The sequence below is a fragment of the Streptomyces albidicamelliae genome (genome assembly GCF_025642175.1).
GTDB lineage: Bacteria > Actinomycetota > Actinomycetes > Streptomycetales > Streptomycetaceae > Streptomyces > Streptomyces albidocamelliae.
On the sequence record NZ_CP106795.1, the window covers coordinates 8,086,561 to 8,103,651 of the forward strand.

Sequence of the window (17,091 nt, forward strand, 5' to 3'; positions counted from 1 at the left end):
ACATTACTTGTCACAAACACTCGCCGACGGCTAGCGTCGACTTATGAACACCGACCTCACGGCAGGCCCGGTCCTGCGCACCCCGCTCGACTCCCCGGCCGCCTGGCGCGGGGACCGCATGACCACCCGGCCCGGCGACTGGCAGGTCCGCCTCACCGACCAGGACCTGGACGAACTCACCGCGCTGGCCGACCGGTTGGCCAGCGGGTCCCGCCCGCTGCACCACATCCCGGCGGACGAACTGCGGCTGCCCCGGCTCGCGGTGAAGGCCGTGGGCTGGCGACACCACCTGGAGGACGGCCCCGGGGTGCTGCTCGTACGCGGCATGCCTGTGGCCGGCCAGTCGCAGGAGCGGCTGGAACTCATGTACTGGGCGCTGTCCTGCGCCATCGGGTTCCCGACACCGCAGGACAAACGGGAGTTGTACCTGGCCCACGTCCGCGAGGACGGACCCGCGCGCCCCGACCGGTTCGCCTACCAGACCAACGTGGAACTGCCCTTCCACACCGACTGGTGCGACATCGTCTCCCTGTTGTGCGTCGGCCGGTCCCGCACGGGAGGCGCCTCCCGCGTGGCGAGCTCGGTCACCGTGTACAACGAACTGCTGCGCCGCCGGCCCGACCTCGTCGACGGCCTCTACGAACCGTTCTGGATGAACAACAAGGACGAGGCCGACGGCGACCGCGTCCCGTACTACGCGGCCTCGCACATCTCCTGGCTGGACGGCAAGCTGTCCTTCCGGCGCCGGCCGTCCTGGCGCCGCAGGGCCGCCGCCAACGGACAGCCCGCCTACCTCCAGCCGGCCGGCGGCCAGGCTCCCCCCGAGCCGAGCCGGCAGCAGCTGGAGGCGCTGGAGATGATGGACACCATCGCCGGCGAGCCCGGCGTCGCCCTGTCCATGGACCTCGTGCCGGGTGACGTCCAGTACGTCGACAACCACACGGTCCTGCACGCCCGCGACGGCTTCCAGAACGGCACCGGGCCCGACGAGCAGCGCCATCTGATGCGGATGTGGCTCACCGTCCCGGACGGCCGCCGGCTGGCCGACGCCTACGCCCGGGGCATCGCCCGGCAGTACACCATGCCGCAGCCCCCTCCCGCCGTCCCGCGCGCCCATGCCTGACCCGCACCTGGCCGAGGCCGACCGGTTCGACCCGGCACGGACCGCCCGAGCCCTTGAGGACGCACTGCGCCGGTTCGCCCGACCGGACCGGCTGGCCGCCCTGCTGCGCTCCGCGCGGACCGACCCACGACTGCTCGGCCTTTCGGAGGTCAGGCCCTGGGGCAATCGCATGGTGCTCCACGAGGACCCGGCCTCGGGCACCCGGCTGCGTCTGCAGCACTGGGCGGGCGGCGACCAGGACCCGCACGGGCGCCCGCACAACCACCGCTGGGCCTTCGCCTCCACGATCCTGCACGGCAGCTACGTCCACCGGCTCTACGGCGACGTGGCCGACGTGGAGCGACGGCTGGCCGCGGACGGCGGCCCGGCACGGCACCTGGTGGAGCGCACCGAGTCCGTGGGCAGTTCCTACGTCCTGCACCCGCAGGCCGTGCACTCCGCGACCGCGGCGGCCGGAACCGTGTCGCTGCTGCTGAGGGGGCCGTCCGTGGGGGAGTACGCGGTGCGGCTCAACCGCGATCTCACGGCGTTCGCGGAACGCAAGTCGGGCGTCGCCTCCGAAGCGCGGAAGGAGCGTCCCGAGCGGCCGTTCGGCACCGCCGACGCGGACTCCCTGGGGGCCCTGCTCAGCTCCCTCGGACTGCTGGACTGACCTCCGCGAGAGCGCTCCTCGCCGCGTCGTACAGCGCGGGATCCACCACGGCCCCGGTCACCAGCAGGAAATCGGCGACCGGGGTCAGCAGCAGGCTGCCGCCGTCGAACGGGTGCAGGCCGGCGGCCTCCGCCCGGCGATGCGGCCGCGGCACGGATTCGAGGGGCGTGAGGCGCATGCCGTGGCGCAGCGCGCCCGCACCCGGGGCGGTCGCCGTCCCGCGCTCCCCGCGCCAGTCCTCGCGTCGCCGCAGCTCACGTACGGACGCCTCGCCCAGCGTCGCGAGCAGCGGGTGGAATCCGGACGGCAGCCGCCCCGGATCCCGGGCCGACCCCGGACCCGGTACCTGTACCGCGCCGGCGTACAGCTCCAGGAGCTCCGCGAGCTCAGGAGCGAGGTGGTACGCGTCGGCGGCGCGCGCGAGCAACGGCAGATCGAGAGGGCGCCCCGGGGCCAGCGCCATCATGACGTCGACCACGTCCTTGCCGTTGAACGGCCGTTGGAAGCGTTCCTCGGCGACGGCCAGGAGCGCCGCCGCGAGCGGATCCTCCGGCAGCACGGGCCGCCGCGGCACCGCGCCCTCGTCGCCGGTGAGCGCACAGGTCAGGATCTCCACGCGGGTCTCGTAGTCCAGCAGCGGATCCGCGCCGGGCCAGGAGAGGGCCACCGCGAGATGCCGGGCCTCGCCGTCCAGCACCGCCAGGTCCATCTCCTGGGGCGCGTACTCGGCCACCAGCGCCCCGACGACCCGCCACAGGGTGGCCGTGTCCGGTACGACGAGATCCAGGTCGTTCATCGGCCGGGGCAGGTCGTCCGGGTACCACGCGGCGAGGGACAGCCCCTTGAGGGGACGGGCGCCCAGCGCGGCACAGCGCTCCTGGACACGGGCGTAGAACGCGGTGCGTTCGGCCCGGCGCCGCAACTCGTCCGCCGAGCCGCTGCCGACGACGCCCTCGCGGGCGGCCGCCGTCATCACCAGTGCCCGGTACGCCTGGGAGACCCGGCCCGCCGCCGTCACCACCTCGTAGGGCGTGGCGTCCTCGTGGAGGTCGAGGAGGCGGCGGAAGAGGGCCAGATCCGGCACCGGGAGGGTGCCGGGGTGGGGCTCGTGGCGAGACGCCTGGGCGTCGTCGTGGGCGCTCACGTCAAGTCCTCGCGGTGTCGGTCGGGTTGGGGGCGTGCCAGTAGACGTGCTCGGTGCGCCAGCCACGCCCGTGCAGCGAGGCGACGATGCGACTGCCGTGCTCCGTCGTGCCCGTCGCGCCGCCGTGGACCACATTGCCCAGCAGGGGCACGCCGGCTCGGGCGGCCCGGGCGAGCGAGGCCTCGACCAGACGCGCGGTGACGGCGCGGACGTCGAAGGGCTCGGCGACCAGGGTGTCGAAGAGTTCGAGGTAGTCGGTGCCGGTCACCTCGTCGGTGAACGGCAGCAGCGTCGCGTGCCCGGCGGGCGCGCCGCCGGCGACGGCGACGAGACTGGACCGCCCGGGGGCGGCCATGACCGCGTCCGCCTGCACCTCCGCGTCCCCGCGATGCACCGGCGCGTTCTGCTGGGCCGCCCCCGCCTCGAAGGCATCGGCGAGCCAGGCACGGATCCGCCCCTGGTGCTCGGGGCCCGCCGCACGAATGACGACATCGGAAACGGCGTCACCGCCCGAGCCGTCGGCGTCGGTGGGCGGGTCGTGCCGCAGGTAGGTCAGATGAGGGGTCCAGGGCGCGCCGAGCCGAACGCCGGGCCCGGTGCGCAGGAGCACTCCGCCGGTGTGGGGATGGACGGCCGTGGCATACCGGCGCAGTGCCTCGGCCGCCTCGGTGGTCACCGGAGCCGGGTGGGCGTACTCGACGAGGCAGTAGTCGCGCCCGCTCAACGGGTCCTGCGTCGCCCCCAGCACACAGTGGCCCGCACCGGTGTCCACGAGCAGGCCGGCGTCTCGGCAGGCCGCCAGATAGGCGGGGTCGGCGTCCTGGGGGCCGGGGCCGGCCGGGATCACGCCGGCTCCGGCCGTGCGACGGTGAGCTGATGCTCCGTCACAAAAGTTGCGGCCTGCCGTACTTGCTCCGCCGTCACCCTCTCCAGATCACGGATCCCCGTCTCCAGGGACCACGGTCGGGTGCCCAGCCCGGTCTCCTGGCTCAGGGCCATCGCATGGTCCCAGGGCCGCTCTGCGGTGGTCACCAGGTCCGTCACCGCCTGGCGCCGGGCAACGGCGAGGTCCTCCGGATCGGGACCGGCCGCGGCGATCTCCAGCAGCACCTCGCGGACGACCTCCTGCGCGCGCCGGAGATTACGGTTCTCGACCCCCGCCATGATGCGCCAGGCCCCGGTCTCCGTGTATCCGCGCGACCAGGTGAAGAAGGCGTACACCAGCCCTTCTCGGCCCCTCAGCCTGCGGTAGAGCGGTGAGGCGGGGGAGGGGCCGAGCAGCTGGGCCAGGACGGTGAAGGCGTGGCGCCGGGGATCGTGCACGGACGGGGAACGGCTTCCGGTCGCGAACCAGGAGAATCCGTCCGGATCGGCACCCGTGTCCAGAGGGGTCCAGGGCTCCGCCGCGAGATCGGGCAGCGGCTCCGCCGCCGGCTCGGCGGCCGCCGACGGGCGGGCCGCGGGGATCCCGGCGAAGGGGGTGTCGGCGAGTTGCTCGGCGACCTCGGCGGGCGCGGTCGCTCCCGTGCAGACCAGGGTCATGCGCCTGCGCAGAAGGACGTAGCGGTGCACGCCCAGCACGTCCGCCAACTCCATGGCGCGCATGGCCTGGTCCGTGCCGCCGACCGGACGGCCCAGCGGATGGCCGGAGAAGCAGGCGGCGAGGAACGCGTCCTGCACCGTGTCGCTGGGATCGGCCGCCGCGGCGGCCAGCTCCTGCAGCACCGCCTGGCGTTCGGTCTCCAGCACGGCTTCGTCGAGCTGCGGATCCAGCACGGCCCGGGTGAGGAGGCGGGCCACCTCGGGGACATGGTCGCCCAGCACCTGCGCCTGGAAGAACATGCGGTCGAGACCGGTGGTGGCGTTCGCCCGTCCGCCGAGCCGCTCGACACGCTCGCTGAGCGAACGGCCGCCGTCGACGGGCGCCGACATCAGTACGTGCTCCAGCAGATGGGCGACTCCGCCCCGGGCGGGCGGATCGTCACGGGAACCGAAGTCGACGGCCAGGCAGAGGGTCGTGGTCCTCCAACGCCCGTCGCTCTCCCCGATCACCGCAACCGGCAGGTCACCGATCATCGTGCTCATACACCCTCGCTCAGCGGATAGCGGTACGGTCCGCCGGGCGCACGGAGGTCCAGGCCGGTGGACGGACGGACGCTGCCGGGAAGCACAGCGGCTTCCCGGCAGCGGGGCCTTACTTGACGGGCTTCACCTTGATCTTGTCCAGGCGGGGACGAAGAAGGCTGACGTGGTTGCGCTCCATGGTGCACCTCCTCTCACGGGGTCGGGGCCGGGGGACGATGGCCTGCCGGGCGGAAGCCTCCGGCCGGCCGCCGGCGCCGCACCATGGCGCGGTACCGGTGGTTCGGGGACCCATGCGCCGGTCAGTGGCGCAGGGGCCGGGCTCATGGCGTTTCATGAGCGGCTACGGCCCTGTGGTCGATGGCCGCGTGTCGGGTGGTCGTGGATCTGGTGGTCGCGGATCTGGTGGTCGTGCGGTGGGTGCTCGTGCGGCCGACGAACGCGTGCCGGGGTACGCGTCGGTGGCCGCCTGGCCGCCTGGCCGCCTGGCCGCCAGGGCGGTGTTCCGTGGTCATGTGCCGAACTCGATGGCTCCGGTGTGCCTCCCGCGCTGTGCCACCCGGCCGAAGGCGAGCACGGCGACAGTCAGCCAGCCGGCCCCGATCACCGCGCCCAGCGAGGCCTGTTGCAGTACCCGCACGGCCGGACCACCGTCCAATAGGGCCCGCAGGGCATCGAGTTCATGGGTCAGCGGCAGTGCCTGGGCCAGGGCCTGGACGGGCACCGGCCAGTAGCCGGTGGGGACCTGGACCCCGCAGACCGCCATCATGCCGAGGTAGGCCGTGTTGGAGACGACGTTGCGCAGGGCGGGCCTGTCGGTGACCAGGGCGGCCAGCGTGAGCCCGAAGCAGTAGGTTCCGAGCGCCGTCAGCACGACCAGCACCAGGGCCACCGGCACGGTGCCGGGGGTCCAGCGCAGCCCGAACACCGGGCCCAGGGCGAACAGCGCGGCCGCCGAGGTGGCCGTACCGCTCACGACCCACTGCAGGCTGCGCACGACGAAGGTCCAGGCGAGCTGGGAGGGCGCCGCGATCAGCAGGGGCAGGGTGCCGAGCGAGCGTTCCCAGGCACTGGAGGCGACGACCATGGTGGCCTCGATGGCGCAGGCCATCAGGGCGTTGCCGGTGACCAGGAACCGTTCGTCGCTGCCGGCGCCGGTCAGCCGTCCGACGAGGGTGAAGAACACCACCTGGCTGAGCATGCGGACCAGCCAGCCGAACAGCCAGGTCCGCCAGGTGTAGACGGCCCTCAACTCGGCCAGGGCGATCGCGCTGCCGTGTCGCAGGATGGTGAGCGCCTGGTGGCGCGGGCGGGGTCTCATGCGTGCCCCAGGGTGCCGAGCACGCGCACGCGGTCGAGCACCCGGCGCAGCAGGAGCGTGGCGGCGCCCAGGCCGGCCGCCGCCAGCAGGATCAGCGCGAGCAGCTGCACGGGCAGGTGCCTGGGCGCGTCCGGCCGGAAGGCGGACCGCAGCAGGTCGGCCGACCAGGACAGGTAGATCAGGCGGCTGACCGGGTGCAGCCAGTGGGGGAGCGCACTGAGGGGCAGGACGATGCCGGACAGCAGGTAGACGGGGAAGCTGAGGGAGTTCTGATAGGGCCGCCCGCGCCGGGTGAGCACGAGGATCGCCGCGATCATCGTCGCGGTGCATCCCGTCGCGAGACACGACGCGAGGATGCCGGCGAGCAGGGCGAGCGGGTGGTGCAGCGTCAGGTGGACGCCGAAGCACAGGCCGACGGCCCATGCCTCGGCGAAGGCGATCAGACCGGCCGCGGTCACGGCGCAGATACGCCCGCCGACGACCAGGGCCAGCGGAGCCGGGGCCGCCACCGTGGGTTCGAGGGTGCCGCTGTAGCGGTCCCGGTCGATCAGGTCGCCGGCGGTGAACAGTCCCAACGACCAGAGCGCCATCAGCATGGGGGCGATGACCGCGTTGGCCGCGATGCCGGGCCGGGTGGGGTCGTCGGTCATGGCCAGCAGGATCAGGGTGTACAACGGCACGGTCGCCAGCGTGTGCAGTTCGCCGGGCGACCGGCGCAGCAGGGCGGCTTGCAGGCGCAGGCCCGCCAGGAAGGGCCTCATCCGACGACCTCCATGCCGCGCTCGCCGATGAGGCTCAGATAGACCTCTTCCAGCCCCGGGCGCGAGGTCGCCAGTTCGGTGACGCCGGCATCGACGAGGAGCCGCAGTACGGGTGCGAGCGCCTGACGGTCGCTCACCTCGATCCGGGTGGCCCCGCGCGGGCCCGCGCCGACCGTGACCACGCCGGGATGGATGCGGATCCGTTCGACGAGCTCGTCCGGGACGCCCGTCGCCTCGATGCGCTCGTGCCGCGACAGGAGCGAGCCGAGTTCACGGGGGGTGGCCGTGCGCAGGATGCGTCCGCCGTCGATGAGGGTGGCCCGGTCGCAGACGGCCTCGGCCTCCGCCATGTCGTGGGTGGTGAGCAGGACGGAACGCCCTTCCTCGCGCAACTCGCCGATCAGGGTGCGGAAGTCGCGGGCCGCGACGGGGTCCATTCCGGTGGTCGGCTCGTCGAGCAGCAGCACACGCGGGCCGTGCATCAGCCCGCGGGCGAGGTGCAGGCGCTGCTTCATGCCGCGGGAGAAGGTCTCCACCCGCTCGTCGGCGTGCGCGGTGAGGCCGAACCGCTCCAGGAGCGTTGCGGCCCGCTGCCGGATCTCGCGGCCGGGCACGCCGTACAGAGCACCCCAGTAGTGCAGGTTGCGCCGGGCGGAGAGCCTGCCGTACAGCCCCCGGTCGCCGCCGAAGACACATCCGATCAGCGGGCGCACCGCGGCGAGTTCGCCCACGACGTCGTGTCCGAGGACGCGCGCTGTACCGGCGTCGGGCACCAGGACGGTGGCGAGGATCTTGCAGAGGGTCGTCTTGCCCGCTCCGTTGGGGCCGAGCAGCGCGTGCACCTCGCCCTCGCCGACCGACAGGTCCACGCCGTCGAGGGCGGTGCGTGCGGTTCCTCCGCCACGTGACGGAGGGAAGCTCCGGTGCAGTCCCAGGACCTCCACGGCGTTCATCGCGCGGCCTCCACGAGGCCGGGGCCGGCGGCGGGCAGTGCGTCGAGCAGGCGCATCAGCCCCGACTCGTCGACACGCGAGGCGCGGTACTCGCACATGGCGTCGATCTTCTCCGGTGAGCCGTCGTACCCGATGGGAGGTGGTGCGTCGGTGATCCGCGCGAGCACGGGCAAGTCCGAAGCGCGGGTGAGCCGTTGGGCGGTCGCGTCCGCGGCGGGAAGGTCGCTCACCCGGTTCAGTACGAAGCCGAGCAGGAGCGCGCGCAGGGCCGGGGGCAGCCGGTCCGTGACTCCAGAGACGTCAACGGGACCCGCCTGCCGGGCGCTTGCCACGACGATCACCGGAAGTCCCGCCAGTTCGGGCAGGATCCGGTTGGCCAGGTCCGAGGCCGGGGGCAGGTCTCCCACCCCGGCGGCACCCTCCACGAGGAGCCACGGCACCTCGCCGGCGAGGCGCTGGTAGCCCTCTTCGACGGCGTCCTGGCAGCGGCGGCGCAGCCGGTCCGGCAGCGCACCGAGATCGAGGCGGTCGGCCCCGGTGACCGGGACCCGTCCGAGGCGCCGACCGCGTACGTACAGGTCCCCCACGGGGGTGCGCGCGTCCGGAAGGTTCACCACGACGGGGTTGTGCCACCAGCGGGGAACCGTCCCGGCTGCCGCGCAGCTCTGCACCACGCCCCGTCGCCAGGGAGGCAGCGACCGCCCGGCGTATTCGTCGGGGGTGACGACGGCGACCGCCTTGAACGGAGCGCAAGGAACGCCCCGGCGGAAAAGACTGCGCAGAATGCCGATCGAGACGGCGGTCTTGCCGACCCCCGCGGACATTCCGAGAACGGTGACGCCCCGTCCGGAGAGAGGTGAAGACGCTGCGTTTTTCAAGACGAGCACCATCCCTCCCCGGTTTCGGTGTCCTCCGTGCTGTCACCACCATGGTCACATAGTCGTGACTGACGGGTCAATATCGTCAGTCACAAAAATGGGCGAGATCCGATGGAGACGCGCCGGGACGCGTCGGCGAGGGGAGGGGTGACGAAGAAGCCCGTGGACCACGGATGGTCCACGGGCAGGAGGGTGCCGGGAGTGTCAGCCCTCGGCGGCTGCGGGAGCCGGTTCGGCGGCCGACACGGTGCTGGAGCGGTACCCGAGGCATCGCAGGCTCTCCCGGTAGGACGCGAGGCTGCCCCGCTCGTCCCCCGACTCCTGCTGGATCTCGGCCAGCTCGGCCCAGGCGAAGCCGGCCTGGCGGGTCGCCTCGGACGCTTCGAGGGACAGGGCGGCCCGCTCGCAGGCCGCACGGGCCCGCTCGCCGTGGCCCTGCCGCAGCTCGGCCCTGGCCAGCACCAGAAGCGCCCGGGCGCTCTGCAATCGGTGCCCGGTGCCCAGCAGGTTCAGTGCGGACCGGGCCCGCTCCGCGGCGGCGGCGCTGTCGTCCAGAGCCAGGTCCGCACGGGCCATCGCCGTCTGGCAGTAGGCCTGGTCGACGGTACTGCCGTGGCGGTCGAGTTCCCGCTCCGCCAGTGTGAGCTGCTGCTTGGCGGCGGCCGCGTCCGGGGTTTCCGCGTCCAGCAGCACCACCGCGTAGGCGTTGCGCAACCGGGCCATGGCCCGCTGGTCCTCGCCCTCCGCGTAGAGGGCGAGGGCCTTGCGGACGAAGGTCAGGGCGTCCGCCGCCCGGCCGTTGCGGTGGGCGACGAGGCTGGCGTTCCAGTACGCCGCGCCACGGGCCCGGTTGTCGGTGAGGTGTTCCGCCTCCTCGATGGCGCGTGCGGCGAGGTATCCGGCGCGGTTCAGATCGCCGCGCTCGCTGTACAGCCCCACCAGCGTCGACATCAGTTCGATCGCGGTGACGGACGGAGGGATCTCCAGCCGCTGGAGGTCGGCCAGCTTCGACTCGGCCAGCTCCACGGCGTGCGTGAGGTCGCCGAGCTCCCGGTAGCAGCGGCACAGGGCGATGACCACGGTCAGATCGGCCACCGCGCTCGCCGGCTGTCCTTGGTGGTCGGTGCCGGCCTCGCGCAGGCGCTCGTACTCGACCAGTGCCTCCTCGAGGCGGCCGAGTGCTTCGAGCGATCGGGCGACGCCGAGGCCCACGGCGGACCGGACCTCGGCCGGTCCGCCGTCGCCCGCCTTCTCGCGGGCGGCGAGGAAGGTGGTCAGCGCCGCCTCGGGCTCGCCGTTCGCCAAGGACATCTCCGCGTAGGAGATCTCGACTTCGAGGTTGCCGGGCGGCTCCGGCGCCAGACACTCGAGCAGATACCCGGGGTCGCATTCCAGGCGCGCGGCGATGCGGCGCAGCACCTCTTCGGAAGGGGTGCGCTTGCCGCTTTCCAGGAGCGAAATGTAACTGTGCGAGAGATCGCTGCCTGCGAGGTCGGTCTGCGACATGCGCCTCAAGCGGCGCTGACGACGGATCCGCGACCCCAATTCCGCCATGTCGTGCACGGGAATCAGCCTTCCGGATATGTTACCGGAAAGTAAACCAGACAGTTCAACAACCAGTCAAGGCACTCAGCAGCAGGGCGGGAAATCCGTGTCCAGCGGCGGGTCGGTCCGGGCCGGCGCCGACGCGGAGTGCTCACTCCGCGCATCGGCGCCGGGCCGCGGTCCATCGGTGAACGCCGACAGGGACGCCACGGCCAGGAGTGCGGCCACGACCGAGACGGCGGACGTGCGGCGCCGTGAGATTCCGGACGTGCGGATGACGGGGGAGGTGGCCATGCGGGGAGTCTCCTTGTGCTCATGCGCTTAGAGGTGCCCGGGGAACCGGTTCCGGCGTACCGGAGCACCCTTGCCTGAGACGACCTTGAGGCATCCCGGTCTACGCTCGCTCTCCGCACGCTATGCACCCGTGCGAGCGGCGACGGTCGTCCGCAGAGGCACTGTTGATCACTTGCCGACAGGATCCGCTCCATGGACCTCGTGACGGCCCGTCGGCTCCTGACGGCATACGCGATGCTCGACGGCCCGGACGGCCTCGGTGTCCCTGACCTCCTAGACGCCCCCGGCCGCCCCGACCACCTCTGTGCGCCGCGCGATCGCGCCTTACGTGCGGTCACGGGACTCCTCTTCCGCCTCAGCGCTCTGACGGCTGCACACGGGCCGGGCGCACCGGCGAAGCTGCTGGACGCACTCGCCCTGTCGTCGCACGCCGCCCACGACCTGGACGCCGTAGGCACAGTCGAGGCCTTCCTGGAGACCGGCGGGCGACCCGGCGAAGCCGCGCACATGGGCGAGGTCATGCGCGCACTGCGCCGTGCCGCGTACGGCTCACCGGGCACCCCGGGGTACGGGGGCGACGATCCGTGCCGTGCCCCGGGGTGCCCGAGCCCGCCTCTGACGGCAGACCCGCGGCCCGGTCGGACCTCGCTTCCGCCGTCACTGAAGAGGCTCGCCTCGGCCCTTTCCACCATCCGCTCCCACCGCACCCGCCTGATCCGCGACCTCCCCTTACCCGGGCCCGTGATCACGGGTCCTTCCCTCGGTCAGCGGGTGGACCGCGGGACCGTTCTGATCAGCCCGGCGGATCACGCCTACGCCCTGGTGGTGGCCGGCGCGAGGCTGCCGTACGGCCGCAGCATTCCCGCGCTGCTCGACGGCCTGCGGCGGTACCTCACCCCCTCGGACGCGGCGTGGGCGTTGTGGGCCCACGTCCACCAGTTGCAGCCCGCCGCGGCACTCGACTTCCTCCTGGTGACCCACGACGGCGCTCCGCGGAGAACGCGGTGGGCCTACCGGCCCGGGCCCGGGTCGCAGCCGGGGCGCGATCCCGTACAGCTGTGCCGTGACCGCCTCCCCTCGGTGGCCCCCGTCCCCGCGCACGGGGAGGTCCTGGTGGCCGGGGCGGGTGAACCGGTGACCGTCCGGGCGCCCGCCCCCGGCATCGTCGAGGTGGCCGCGGAACGCGCGACCGGGGCACCGGTGCGCGCCCTGGTGTACGCCGCACGGACCCCGCCCCCGGGCTCGAACCGGTCGGCGCGGCGTGCCGCCGCACTTGTCGCCGCCCGTATCACCGACGCCCACCGGGAGTGCGCCGTTCTCAGCGTCGTGCCCGGTCGAGTACGGCTGGACAGGGGTCTGGGTCCGGAGCAGGAGACCGCTACGGTGGTAGGCGGCGCAGTCCTCCGCCGGCTCCTCGAAGAGGGCGCGCAGGCACCCTTGTTGACGGCGCGGATGGACGACGACGGTCCGATCGTCCGGCTGACACCCAGGAACTACCGCGCCTATCTGCGGCTCCGGCTGCCCGCGTCGCCGCTCGTCCTCGTCCCCACCGCCAGCCCCCTCGTCCGGTCGATCGCCGCCGTCCTCTACGCGCGTTTGCTGGCGCTGGGCTTGGGACACCGGGTGCAGCGGCACCGCGGAGGCCTCTACATCGATCTGGGGGACGGCAAATACTGGGAACTGATCGGCGGCACAGGGGAGGCGACCAGCAGCGGCGGCCTGCTGCTGGAGGCGGCCCTCCTCATCTACCGCACCGATCCCGCCCGCTTCGACGCGTACTTCCAGGACCACCTCGGGCTGTCCGATGATCCCCACCGGGCCATGACCGGCATCCTCGACGCAGCGCTGGAGCACGAGGCGAGAATCCGCCGACTGGCCGCCCTGGAAGGGAAGTTCGCGCCGTTCACCGGCCTGGCGTCCGCCGACCCCGGTGTCCTGGCCCTCGTGACGGACGTCCTCGGAAAAGCCGGCTCCGGAGCGATCCACATCGACGTCCTGGACGACTACTACGCGGATCAGCAGCAGCGGGTACGCGCGCTGATCCTCCTGTTGCGCCTGCCCTTCCGCCTGCTGTCGCTGCACTACTCGACCGCGAGGGCGGAGGTGTTCCTGCGAGGCTGAGGGGCCGTTCCGGCGTCCGAGACCGGGGGACGGCGTCCTGATGGCGTTGGTAGCGGCCGGGACCGGCGAGTCGCTGTCGGGACGCCGACGCCCGGCCGTGGAGTGCGGCGTAGATCCGATGTAGATCGGAGCCTGCCACGGTGATCCCGCCTTCGCACGGCAAGTCAGCACGGAAGAGCACGAGGAGATGTGGAATGCGCAGTTCCCATGAGGCCGGCCGTCGACCGGACGGGCGCGCCGTACGAACGCCGGTGTCCGTCAGGGTCGCCTTCGGCCTGTTCACAGCCGCGCTCCTGTCCGGGGCGGCGTCCGTCGTGGTGGCCCACGGCGTGACGGAACACCGGCACGGCGACGGGCCGGCCGGTGTCCACGTCTCCGCGGGTGGCCCGGAGGACTGGAACAACACCGTCTCGCAGCCCCGCCCCACGAGCTGATCGGTTCACGGCGCCGGTACCGCCCGTCGGTCCACGACGCCGATACCGCCCGTCGTCACACGGGCAGTTCCTCCCGCAGCGCCGTCGCGTGCAGGGCGTCCGGCAACTCCAGCCGGGTGAACACGGCGGCGGCTTCGCCCAGTCGGGCCGCCGCCTCCGCGTTCCGGCCGAGGTCGGCGAGCGCCCGGCCGAGCGCGACCAGCGCGTGCCCGTGGTCGCGCTCGGCACGGCCGTCCGCGCAGCGGGCCACCGCCTGCCCGGCGGCGGCCACCGCTTCCGCCGGCCTGCCCAGGGCACGGAGGGTGTCGGCCAAGCGGTAGTGGGCCTGTGCCTCCCGGCCGTGCAGCTCCATCGCCCGGCATACGCTCAGGCACTCGGTGTAGTGCGCCACCGCCTCGTCGTACCGCCCGAGTTCGTGCATGCACAGTCCCAGCACGGACAGTGCGTAGGCCACGCCCTGATGGTCCGCGGCGGCTCTCAGTTCGGCCAGTGCGCTCTCACAAGCCCGCCGGGCCTCCTCGACACGTCCGCAACGCAGCCTGGCGAGGGCCGCGTTCACCGTCGTCACCAGAGCGCCGGACCGCTGGCCGAGTTCGCGGGCGAGCCGGACCGCCTCGTCAAGGCGGTCCACGGCGTCTTCGTGATCGTGCTGGAGGAGCGCGACCAGTCCGAGGTCGTTGAGGATCTGGCGGAGGATGGGCGCGTCGCCGTTCTCCCGGCAGTGGGTCTCGGCCATCCGCAGATGCTGCCTGGCCACCCCCAGCCTGGCGCTCTGCACCGCGATGTTGCCGCACAGGAAACGGGCGCGGCCCACGGTGCGGTGATCGGCGAGTCCTTCGGCCGACTCGGCCACCGCCACGGCGGCGCGGACCAGTTGCTCCCGCTGCACGTAGGGTCCGAAGGCCGTCAGGGCGATCAGCAGATCCACGGCGACGCGCAAGAGGGGCGCACGGGTTGCGGCTCGCGGCCCCGCGCTCGGCTCGGCCACGTCCGCCACCTGTGACTCGCGGGCGGCGACCAGGACGACGGAGAAGGCGGCCTCGGATTCGGCGGCGGCCCAGTCCCGGGCCGCCCGCACATCGGCGAACCTCACACCGGCCGAGCGAGTCGGGCTCAGGGTGGTGGCGACCGCGTCACCGGGCACCACCCGCTGGAAGGCCCCGGCCGCGGTGGCCAGCAGGAAGTCGAGCAGCCGGTCGAGCGCGGAGAGGCGTTCCTCCTGTGTCGCCTGCTGCTGCCCGTAGACACGGAGCAGGTCGTGGAGCCGGTACCGGCCCGGACCGGAGGTGTCCAGGAGGGAGAGGTCGACCAGAGCCTCGAGCTGTTCCTTGGCGTCCTCCTCGTCCATCCCGAGTACGGCGGACGCCGCCGGGGTGCCGATCTCCGTGTCGCACACCGCCGCGACCAGCCGGAACGCTCTGGCCTGCGCCTCACTCAGCTGGCGGTAGCCCATCTCGAACACCGACGCCACGGTGAGGTCACCGGCACGCAACTCGGCCATCCGGCGCCGCTCGTCGGCCAGTCGTACCGCCAGAGACCGCGCACCCCACGCGGGCCGCGACGCCAGCCGGGAAGCGGCGATCCGCACCGCCAGCGGGAGCAGACCGCAGCTGTGCACCAACTCCCTTGCTGCCGCCGGGTCCTCGGCGACCCGGGCGGGGCCGACGACGCGTTCCAGGAGGGACACCGCCTCGTCCGCCTCGAAAGCGGCCAGGTCGACACGGGCCGAGGTGGGCAACCCCCACAGTCTCGACCTGCTGGTGATGAGCACCGCGCAGCTGGCCGCTCCCGGGAGCAGCGGCGAGATCTGGGTGGCGTCGCGAACGTCGTCCAGCAGGATCAGCACGCGCCGCCCGTTCAGCAGCGAGCGCAGGAGCCCGGCGCGGTCGTCGAGGCTCTCCGGTACGAACTGTGCGGCGACTCCCAGCGCGGTGAGGAAGCTGGTGAGCACCACGCCGGCGTCGGTGGGGTCGTGCCGGTTGCCACGCATGTCGGCGTACAGCTGACCGTCGGGGAACCGTGCACTGACACCGTGTGCCGCCCGCACCGCCAGGGCGGACTTTCCCACCCCGCCCATGCCCGTGATCACGACGACCGGTGGTGCGTCGCCGTGGTCCGTGGCCAGCGCCCGCGTGAGCCGGTCGAGAGCGGGCGAGCGACCGGTGAAGTCCACGGTGCCGGCCGGCAACTGCGCGGGCACGGGAGGCGAGCCGACGAAGATCCCGCCGGCTGCGGCGGAAGACGTGGCGGTGGCCGCGCCGGCGGGTGCCGGAGAACCTTGGGCGTCCTCGCCGGCATCGTCCGGTAGGCCCGTCGTGGATAACGCGGAGGCCTGACCCACGACGCCCGGCGACACCGCACCCCCGCGACCGGCCGAGGTCCCTTCGCCGCCGTCGGGCGTGCGTGCGGCGGAGCGCCGGCCGGACCCGGCAGTGGAGGCCCCCGAGGCACGGCCCGGGGTTTCTGCTTCTCCTTCTACCGCAGGCGCGGAGGAGGCGTCATCGGCGAGGAGGCGCTGGTAGAGGGTGCGCAGCTCCCGACTCGGCTCGACGCCCAGCGTCTCGGCCAGCTGGGTGCGCAGCCGGTGGTACGCAGCCAGGGCGTCGGCCTGTCTCCCGGCACGCTGCAAGGCCCGTATGTACAGCGCGTGGAAGCTCTCGCGCAGCGGATGGGCGCTCACCAGGGCGCCCAACTCAGGTACTGCCAGCAGGGGCGAACCCTCGCCGATCAGCAGGTCGAAGTGCTCTTCCAGCAGCGTCAGCCGCACCTCTTCCAGCCGTCCCCGCTGCTGCTCCGCGTGCGGGCCGGGCACACCGGCCAGCGGCTCCCCGTGCCAGAGCGCGAGCGCCTGCCCGATCCGGGCGGCCGCCTCGGCGGGCCGCCCGGCCGCGCGGTGCCCGGCCGCCTGCCCGGCGAGCTGTTCGGCCCGTACCGCGTCGACATCGCCGGGATCCAGGGCCAACCGGTAGCCGTCGCCCACGGAGACGAGGACCTGCGGCTGGGTGGGGGACTCGTCGAGGCTCCGCCGCAGCCGCCAGGCGTACGTCCGCATCATCGCGGCCGCCGAGTACGGCGGCTCGTCGCCCCACACCCCGTCGATGAGCTCCGCCATCGACGCGGCCCGCCCGGAGCGCAGCAGCAGCACCGCCAGCATCGCCTGCTGCTGCGGCGACCCGAGGCGAAGCGTCTGGTCGGCGCGGGTGGCGCGGAGCTGGCCGAGAACGGCGAACCGGATGCCCGGTGTCCTGCCGGCCTCCGTGCGGTGGCCCGTGCCGTGGCGCCCGGCGGGCGGCGTATGCGCGTCACGACGACGAGGTTCGTCCAAGATCTCTTCCACTCCCACGACAGACCCTTTCACCCCCAGGCCCCGCACCTGAGCGACGCCACAAGGCCGAGCGCCCGGCCTCAGAGTGACGCCTACGGTATGAACGATTGCCTCAGGACGTCCAAGGTTCCCGATTGCCGCGAGTCAAGGGGCGATGTGGGGAGTTCGGCGCGTGTCCGCGGACGGTACTTGGGGTCCTTGTCACAGCCGCAGGCCGATCGTCCTTCGTAGCGCAGGCCTTCCGCCGGCACCGCGGTCACCACCGACCACTGGCGGACGTCGCGCCGGGGCGGCGGAGCGAAGTCATGTCCGGCGCACTCCCGGGCACCGTACTGACGGGCGGCCGCTGTCCGAGACGCTCTCCCGGCCGGATCCCCTGACGCCGACACCCGACCCCGCACCTCAGCGTGCAGGGCGGTGACCACAGCTGGGACACTGTCCCCTCCACGACAAGGTGC

At 72.9% G+C, this 17,091-nt stretch carries 14 protein-coding genes; 4 read left to right on the forward strand and 10 right to left on the reverse strand.

All coding sequences use genetic code 11. The features are described 5' to 3' along the window. Positions 1–43: 43 nt before the first annotated feature. Complete coding sequence (locus tag N8I86_RS36570; protein ID WP_263279845.1) at positions 44–1,123, forward strand: TauD/TfdA family dioxygenase; 1,080 nt, start codon at positions 44–46, stop codon at positions 1,121–1,123. Further along, positions 1,116–1,775, forward strand: coding sequence for a hypothetical protein (locus N8I86_RS36575; RefSeq protein ID WP_263279846.1), 660 nt, complete (start codon positions 1,116–1,118; stop codon positions 1,773–1,775). Before N8I86_RS36570 ends, N8I86_RS36575 begins: the two co-directional genes overlap by 8 nt. Here the strand turns inward: N8I86_RS36575 and N8I86_RS36580 are convergent. The 9 genes from N8I86_RS36580 to N8I86_RS36620 all read right to left on the reverse strand — a co-directional run bounded on the left by N8I86_RS36580 (position 1,750) and on the right by N8I86_RS36620 (position 10,753). Beyond that, positions 1,750–2,919, reverse strand: coding sequence for a hypothetical protein (locus tag N8I86_RS36580; protein ID WP_263279847.1), 1,170 nt, complete (start codon positions 2,917–2,919; stop codon positions 1,750–1,752). The two genes, N8I86_RS36575 and N8I86_RS36580, sit on opposite strands and share 26 nt — an antisense overlap. A gap of 1 nt (position 2,920) precedes the next feature. Then, positions 2,921–3,766: a hypothetical protein gene (locus N8I86_RS36585; RefSeq protein WP_263279848.1), complete on the reverse strand. Its 846-nt coding sequence runs from the start codon at positions 3,764–3,766 to the stop codon at positions 2,921–2,923. After that, entirely contained in the window at positions 3,763–5,004 is a 1,242-nt protein-coding gene (locus N8I86_RS36590; protein ID WP_263279849.1) for a M16 family metallopeptidase, read from the reverse strand. The genes N8I86_RS36585 and N8I86_RS36590 overlap by 4 nt, the downstream gene beginning before the upstream one ends. Positions 5,005–5,512: 508 nt before the next feature. Continuing rightward, the gene (locus tag N8I86_RS36595; protein ID WP_263279850.1) at positions 5,513–6,322 is read right to left on the reverse strand and encodes an ABC transporter permease; all 810 of its coding nucleotides are present in this window, start codon (positions 6,320–6,322) and stop codon (positions 5,513–5,515) included. After that, positions 6,319–7,083: an ABC transporter permease gene (locus N8I86_RS36600; protein ID WP_123441047.1), complete on the reverse strand. Its 765-nt coding sequence runs from the start codon at positions 7,081–7,083 to the stop codon at positions 6,319–6,321. The genes N8I86_RS36595 and N8I86_RS36600 overlap by 4 nt, the downstream gene beginning before the upstream one ends. Continuing rightward, entirely contained in the window at positions 7,080–8,036 is a 957-nt protein-coding gene (locus tag N8I86_RS36605; protein WP_263279851.1) for an ABC transporter ATP-binding protein, read from the reverse strand. The genes N8I86_RS36600 and N8I86_RS36605 overlap by 4 nt, the downstream gene beginning before the upstream one ends. Further along, positions 8,033–8,860, reverse strand: a complete 828-nt coding sequence (locus N8I86_RS36610) for a cobyric acid synthase (RefSeq protein ID WP_263279852.1) — start codon at positions 8,858–8,860, stop codon at positions 8,033–8,035. Before N8I86_RS36610 ends, N8I86_RS36605 begins: the two co-directional genes overlap by 4 nt. 258 nt (positions 8,861–9,118) lie before the next feature. Further along, the gene (locus tag N8I86_RS36615) at positions 9,119–10,468 is read right to left on the reverse strand and encodes a helix-turn-helix domain-containing protein (RefSeq protein ID WP_073899085.1); all 1,350 of its coding nucleotides are present in this window, start codon (positions 10,466–10,468) and stop codon (positions 9,119–9,121) included. Between the two features lie 75 nt (positions 10,469–10,543). Then, positions 10,544–10,753, reverse strand: coding sequence for a hypothetical protein (locus tag N8I86_RS36620; protein ID WP_263279853.1), 210 nt, complete (start codon positions 10,751–10,753; stop codon positions 10,544–10,546). Between the two features lie 192 nt (positions 10,754–10,945). On the opposite strand from N8I86_RS36620, the gene N8I86_RS36625 reads away from it, so the two are divergent. After that, complete coding sequence (locus N8I86_RS36625) at positions 10,946–12,874, forward strand: hypothetical protein (RefSeq protein WP_263279854.1); 1,929 nt, start codon at positions 10,946–10,948, stop codon at positions 12,872–12,874. 194 nt (positions 12,875–13,068) lie between these two features. Next, complete coding sequence (locus tag N8I86_RS36630; RefSeq protein ID WP_263279855.1) at positions 13,069–13,308, forward strand: hypothetical protein; 240 nt, start codon at positions 13,069–13,071, stop codon at positions 13,306–13,308. Between the two features lie 55 nt (positions 13,309–13,363). Here the strand turns inward: N8I86_RS36630 and N8I86_RS36635 are convergent, their stop codons facing one another. Then, on the reverse strand, positions 13,364–16,633 hold the full coding sequence (locus tag N8I86_RS36635; protein WP_263279856.1) for an AfsR/SARP family transcriptional regulator: 3,270 nt from the start codon (positions 16,631–16,633) through the stop codon (positions 13,364–13,366). Positions 16,634–17,091 lie beyond the last annotated feature (458 nt).

Coding starts and splice junctions, on each gene's coding strand:
- N8I86_RS36570 (WP_263279845.1), top strand. CDS start 44: ATGAACACCGACCTCACGGCAGGCCCGGTCCTGCGCACCCCGCTCGAC.
- N8I86_RS36575 (WP_263279846.1), top strand. CDS start 1,116: ATGCCTGACCCGCACCTGGCCGAGGCCGACCGGTTCGACCCGGCACGG.
- N8I86_RS36590 (WP_263279849.1), bottom strand. CDS start 5,004: ATGAGCACGATGATCGGTGACCTGCCGGTTGCGGTGATCGGGGAGAGC.
- N8I86_RS36595 (WP_263279850.1), bottom strand. CDS start 6,322: ATGAGACCCCGCCCGCGCCACCAGGCGCTCACCATCCTGCGACACGGC.
- N8I86_RS36600 (WP_123441047.1), bottom strand. CDS start 7,083: ATGAGGCCCTTCCTGGCGGGCCTGCGCCTGCAAGCCGCCCTGCTGCGC.
- N8I86_RS36605 (WP_263279851.1), bottom strand. CDS start 8,036: ATGAACGCCGTGGAGGTCCTGGGACTGCACCGGAGCTTCCCTCCGTCA.
- N8I86_RS36610 (WP_263279852.1), bottom strand. CDS start 8,860: ATGTCCGCGGGGGTCGGCAAGACCGCCGTCTCGATCGGCATTCTGCGC.
- N8I86_RS36615 (WP_073899085.1), bottom strand. CDS start 10,468: ATGGCGGAATTGGGGTCGCGGATCCGTCGTCAGCGCCGCTTGAGGCGC.
- N8I86_RS36620 (WP_263279853.1), bottom strand. CDS start 10,753: ATGGCCACCTCCCCCGTCATCCGCACGTCCGGAATCTCACGGCGCCGC.
- N8I86_RS36625 (WP_263279854.1), top strand. CDS start 10,946: ATGGACCTCGTGACGGCCCGTCGGCTCCTGACGGCATACGCGATGCTC.
- N8I86_RS36630 (WP_263279855.1), top strand. CDS start 13,069: ATGCGCAGTTCCCATGAGGCCGGCCGTCGACCGGACGGGCGCGCCGTA.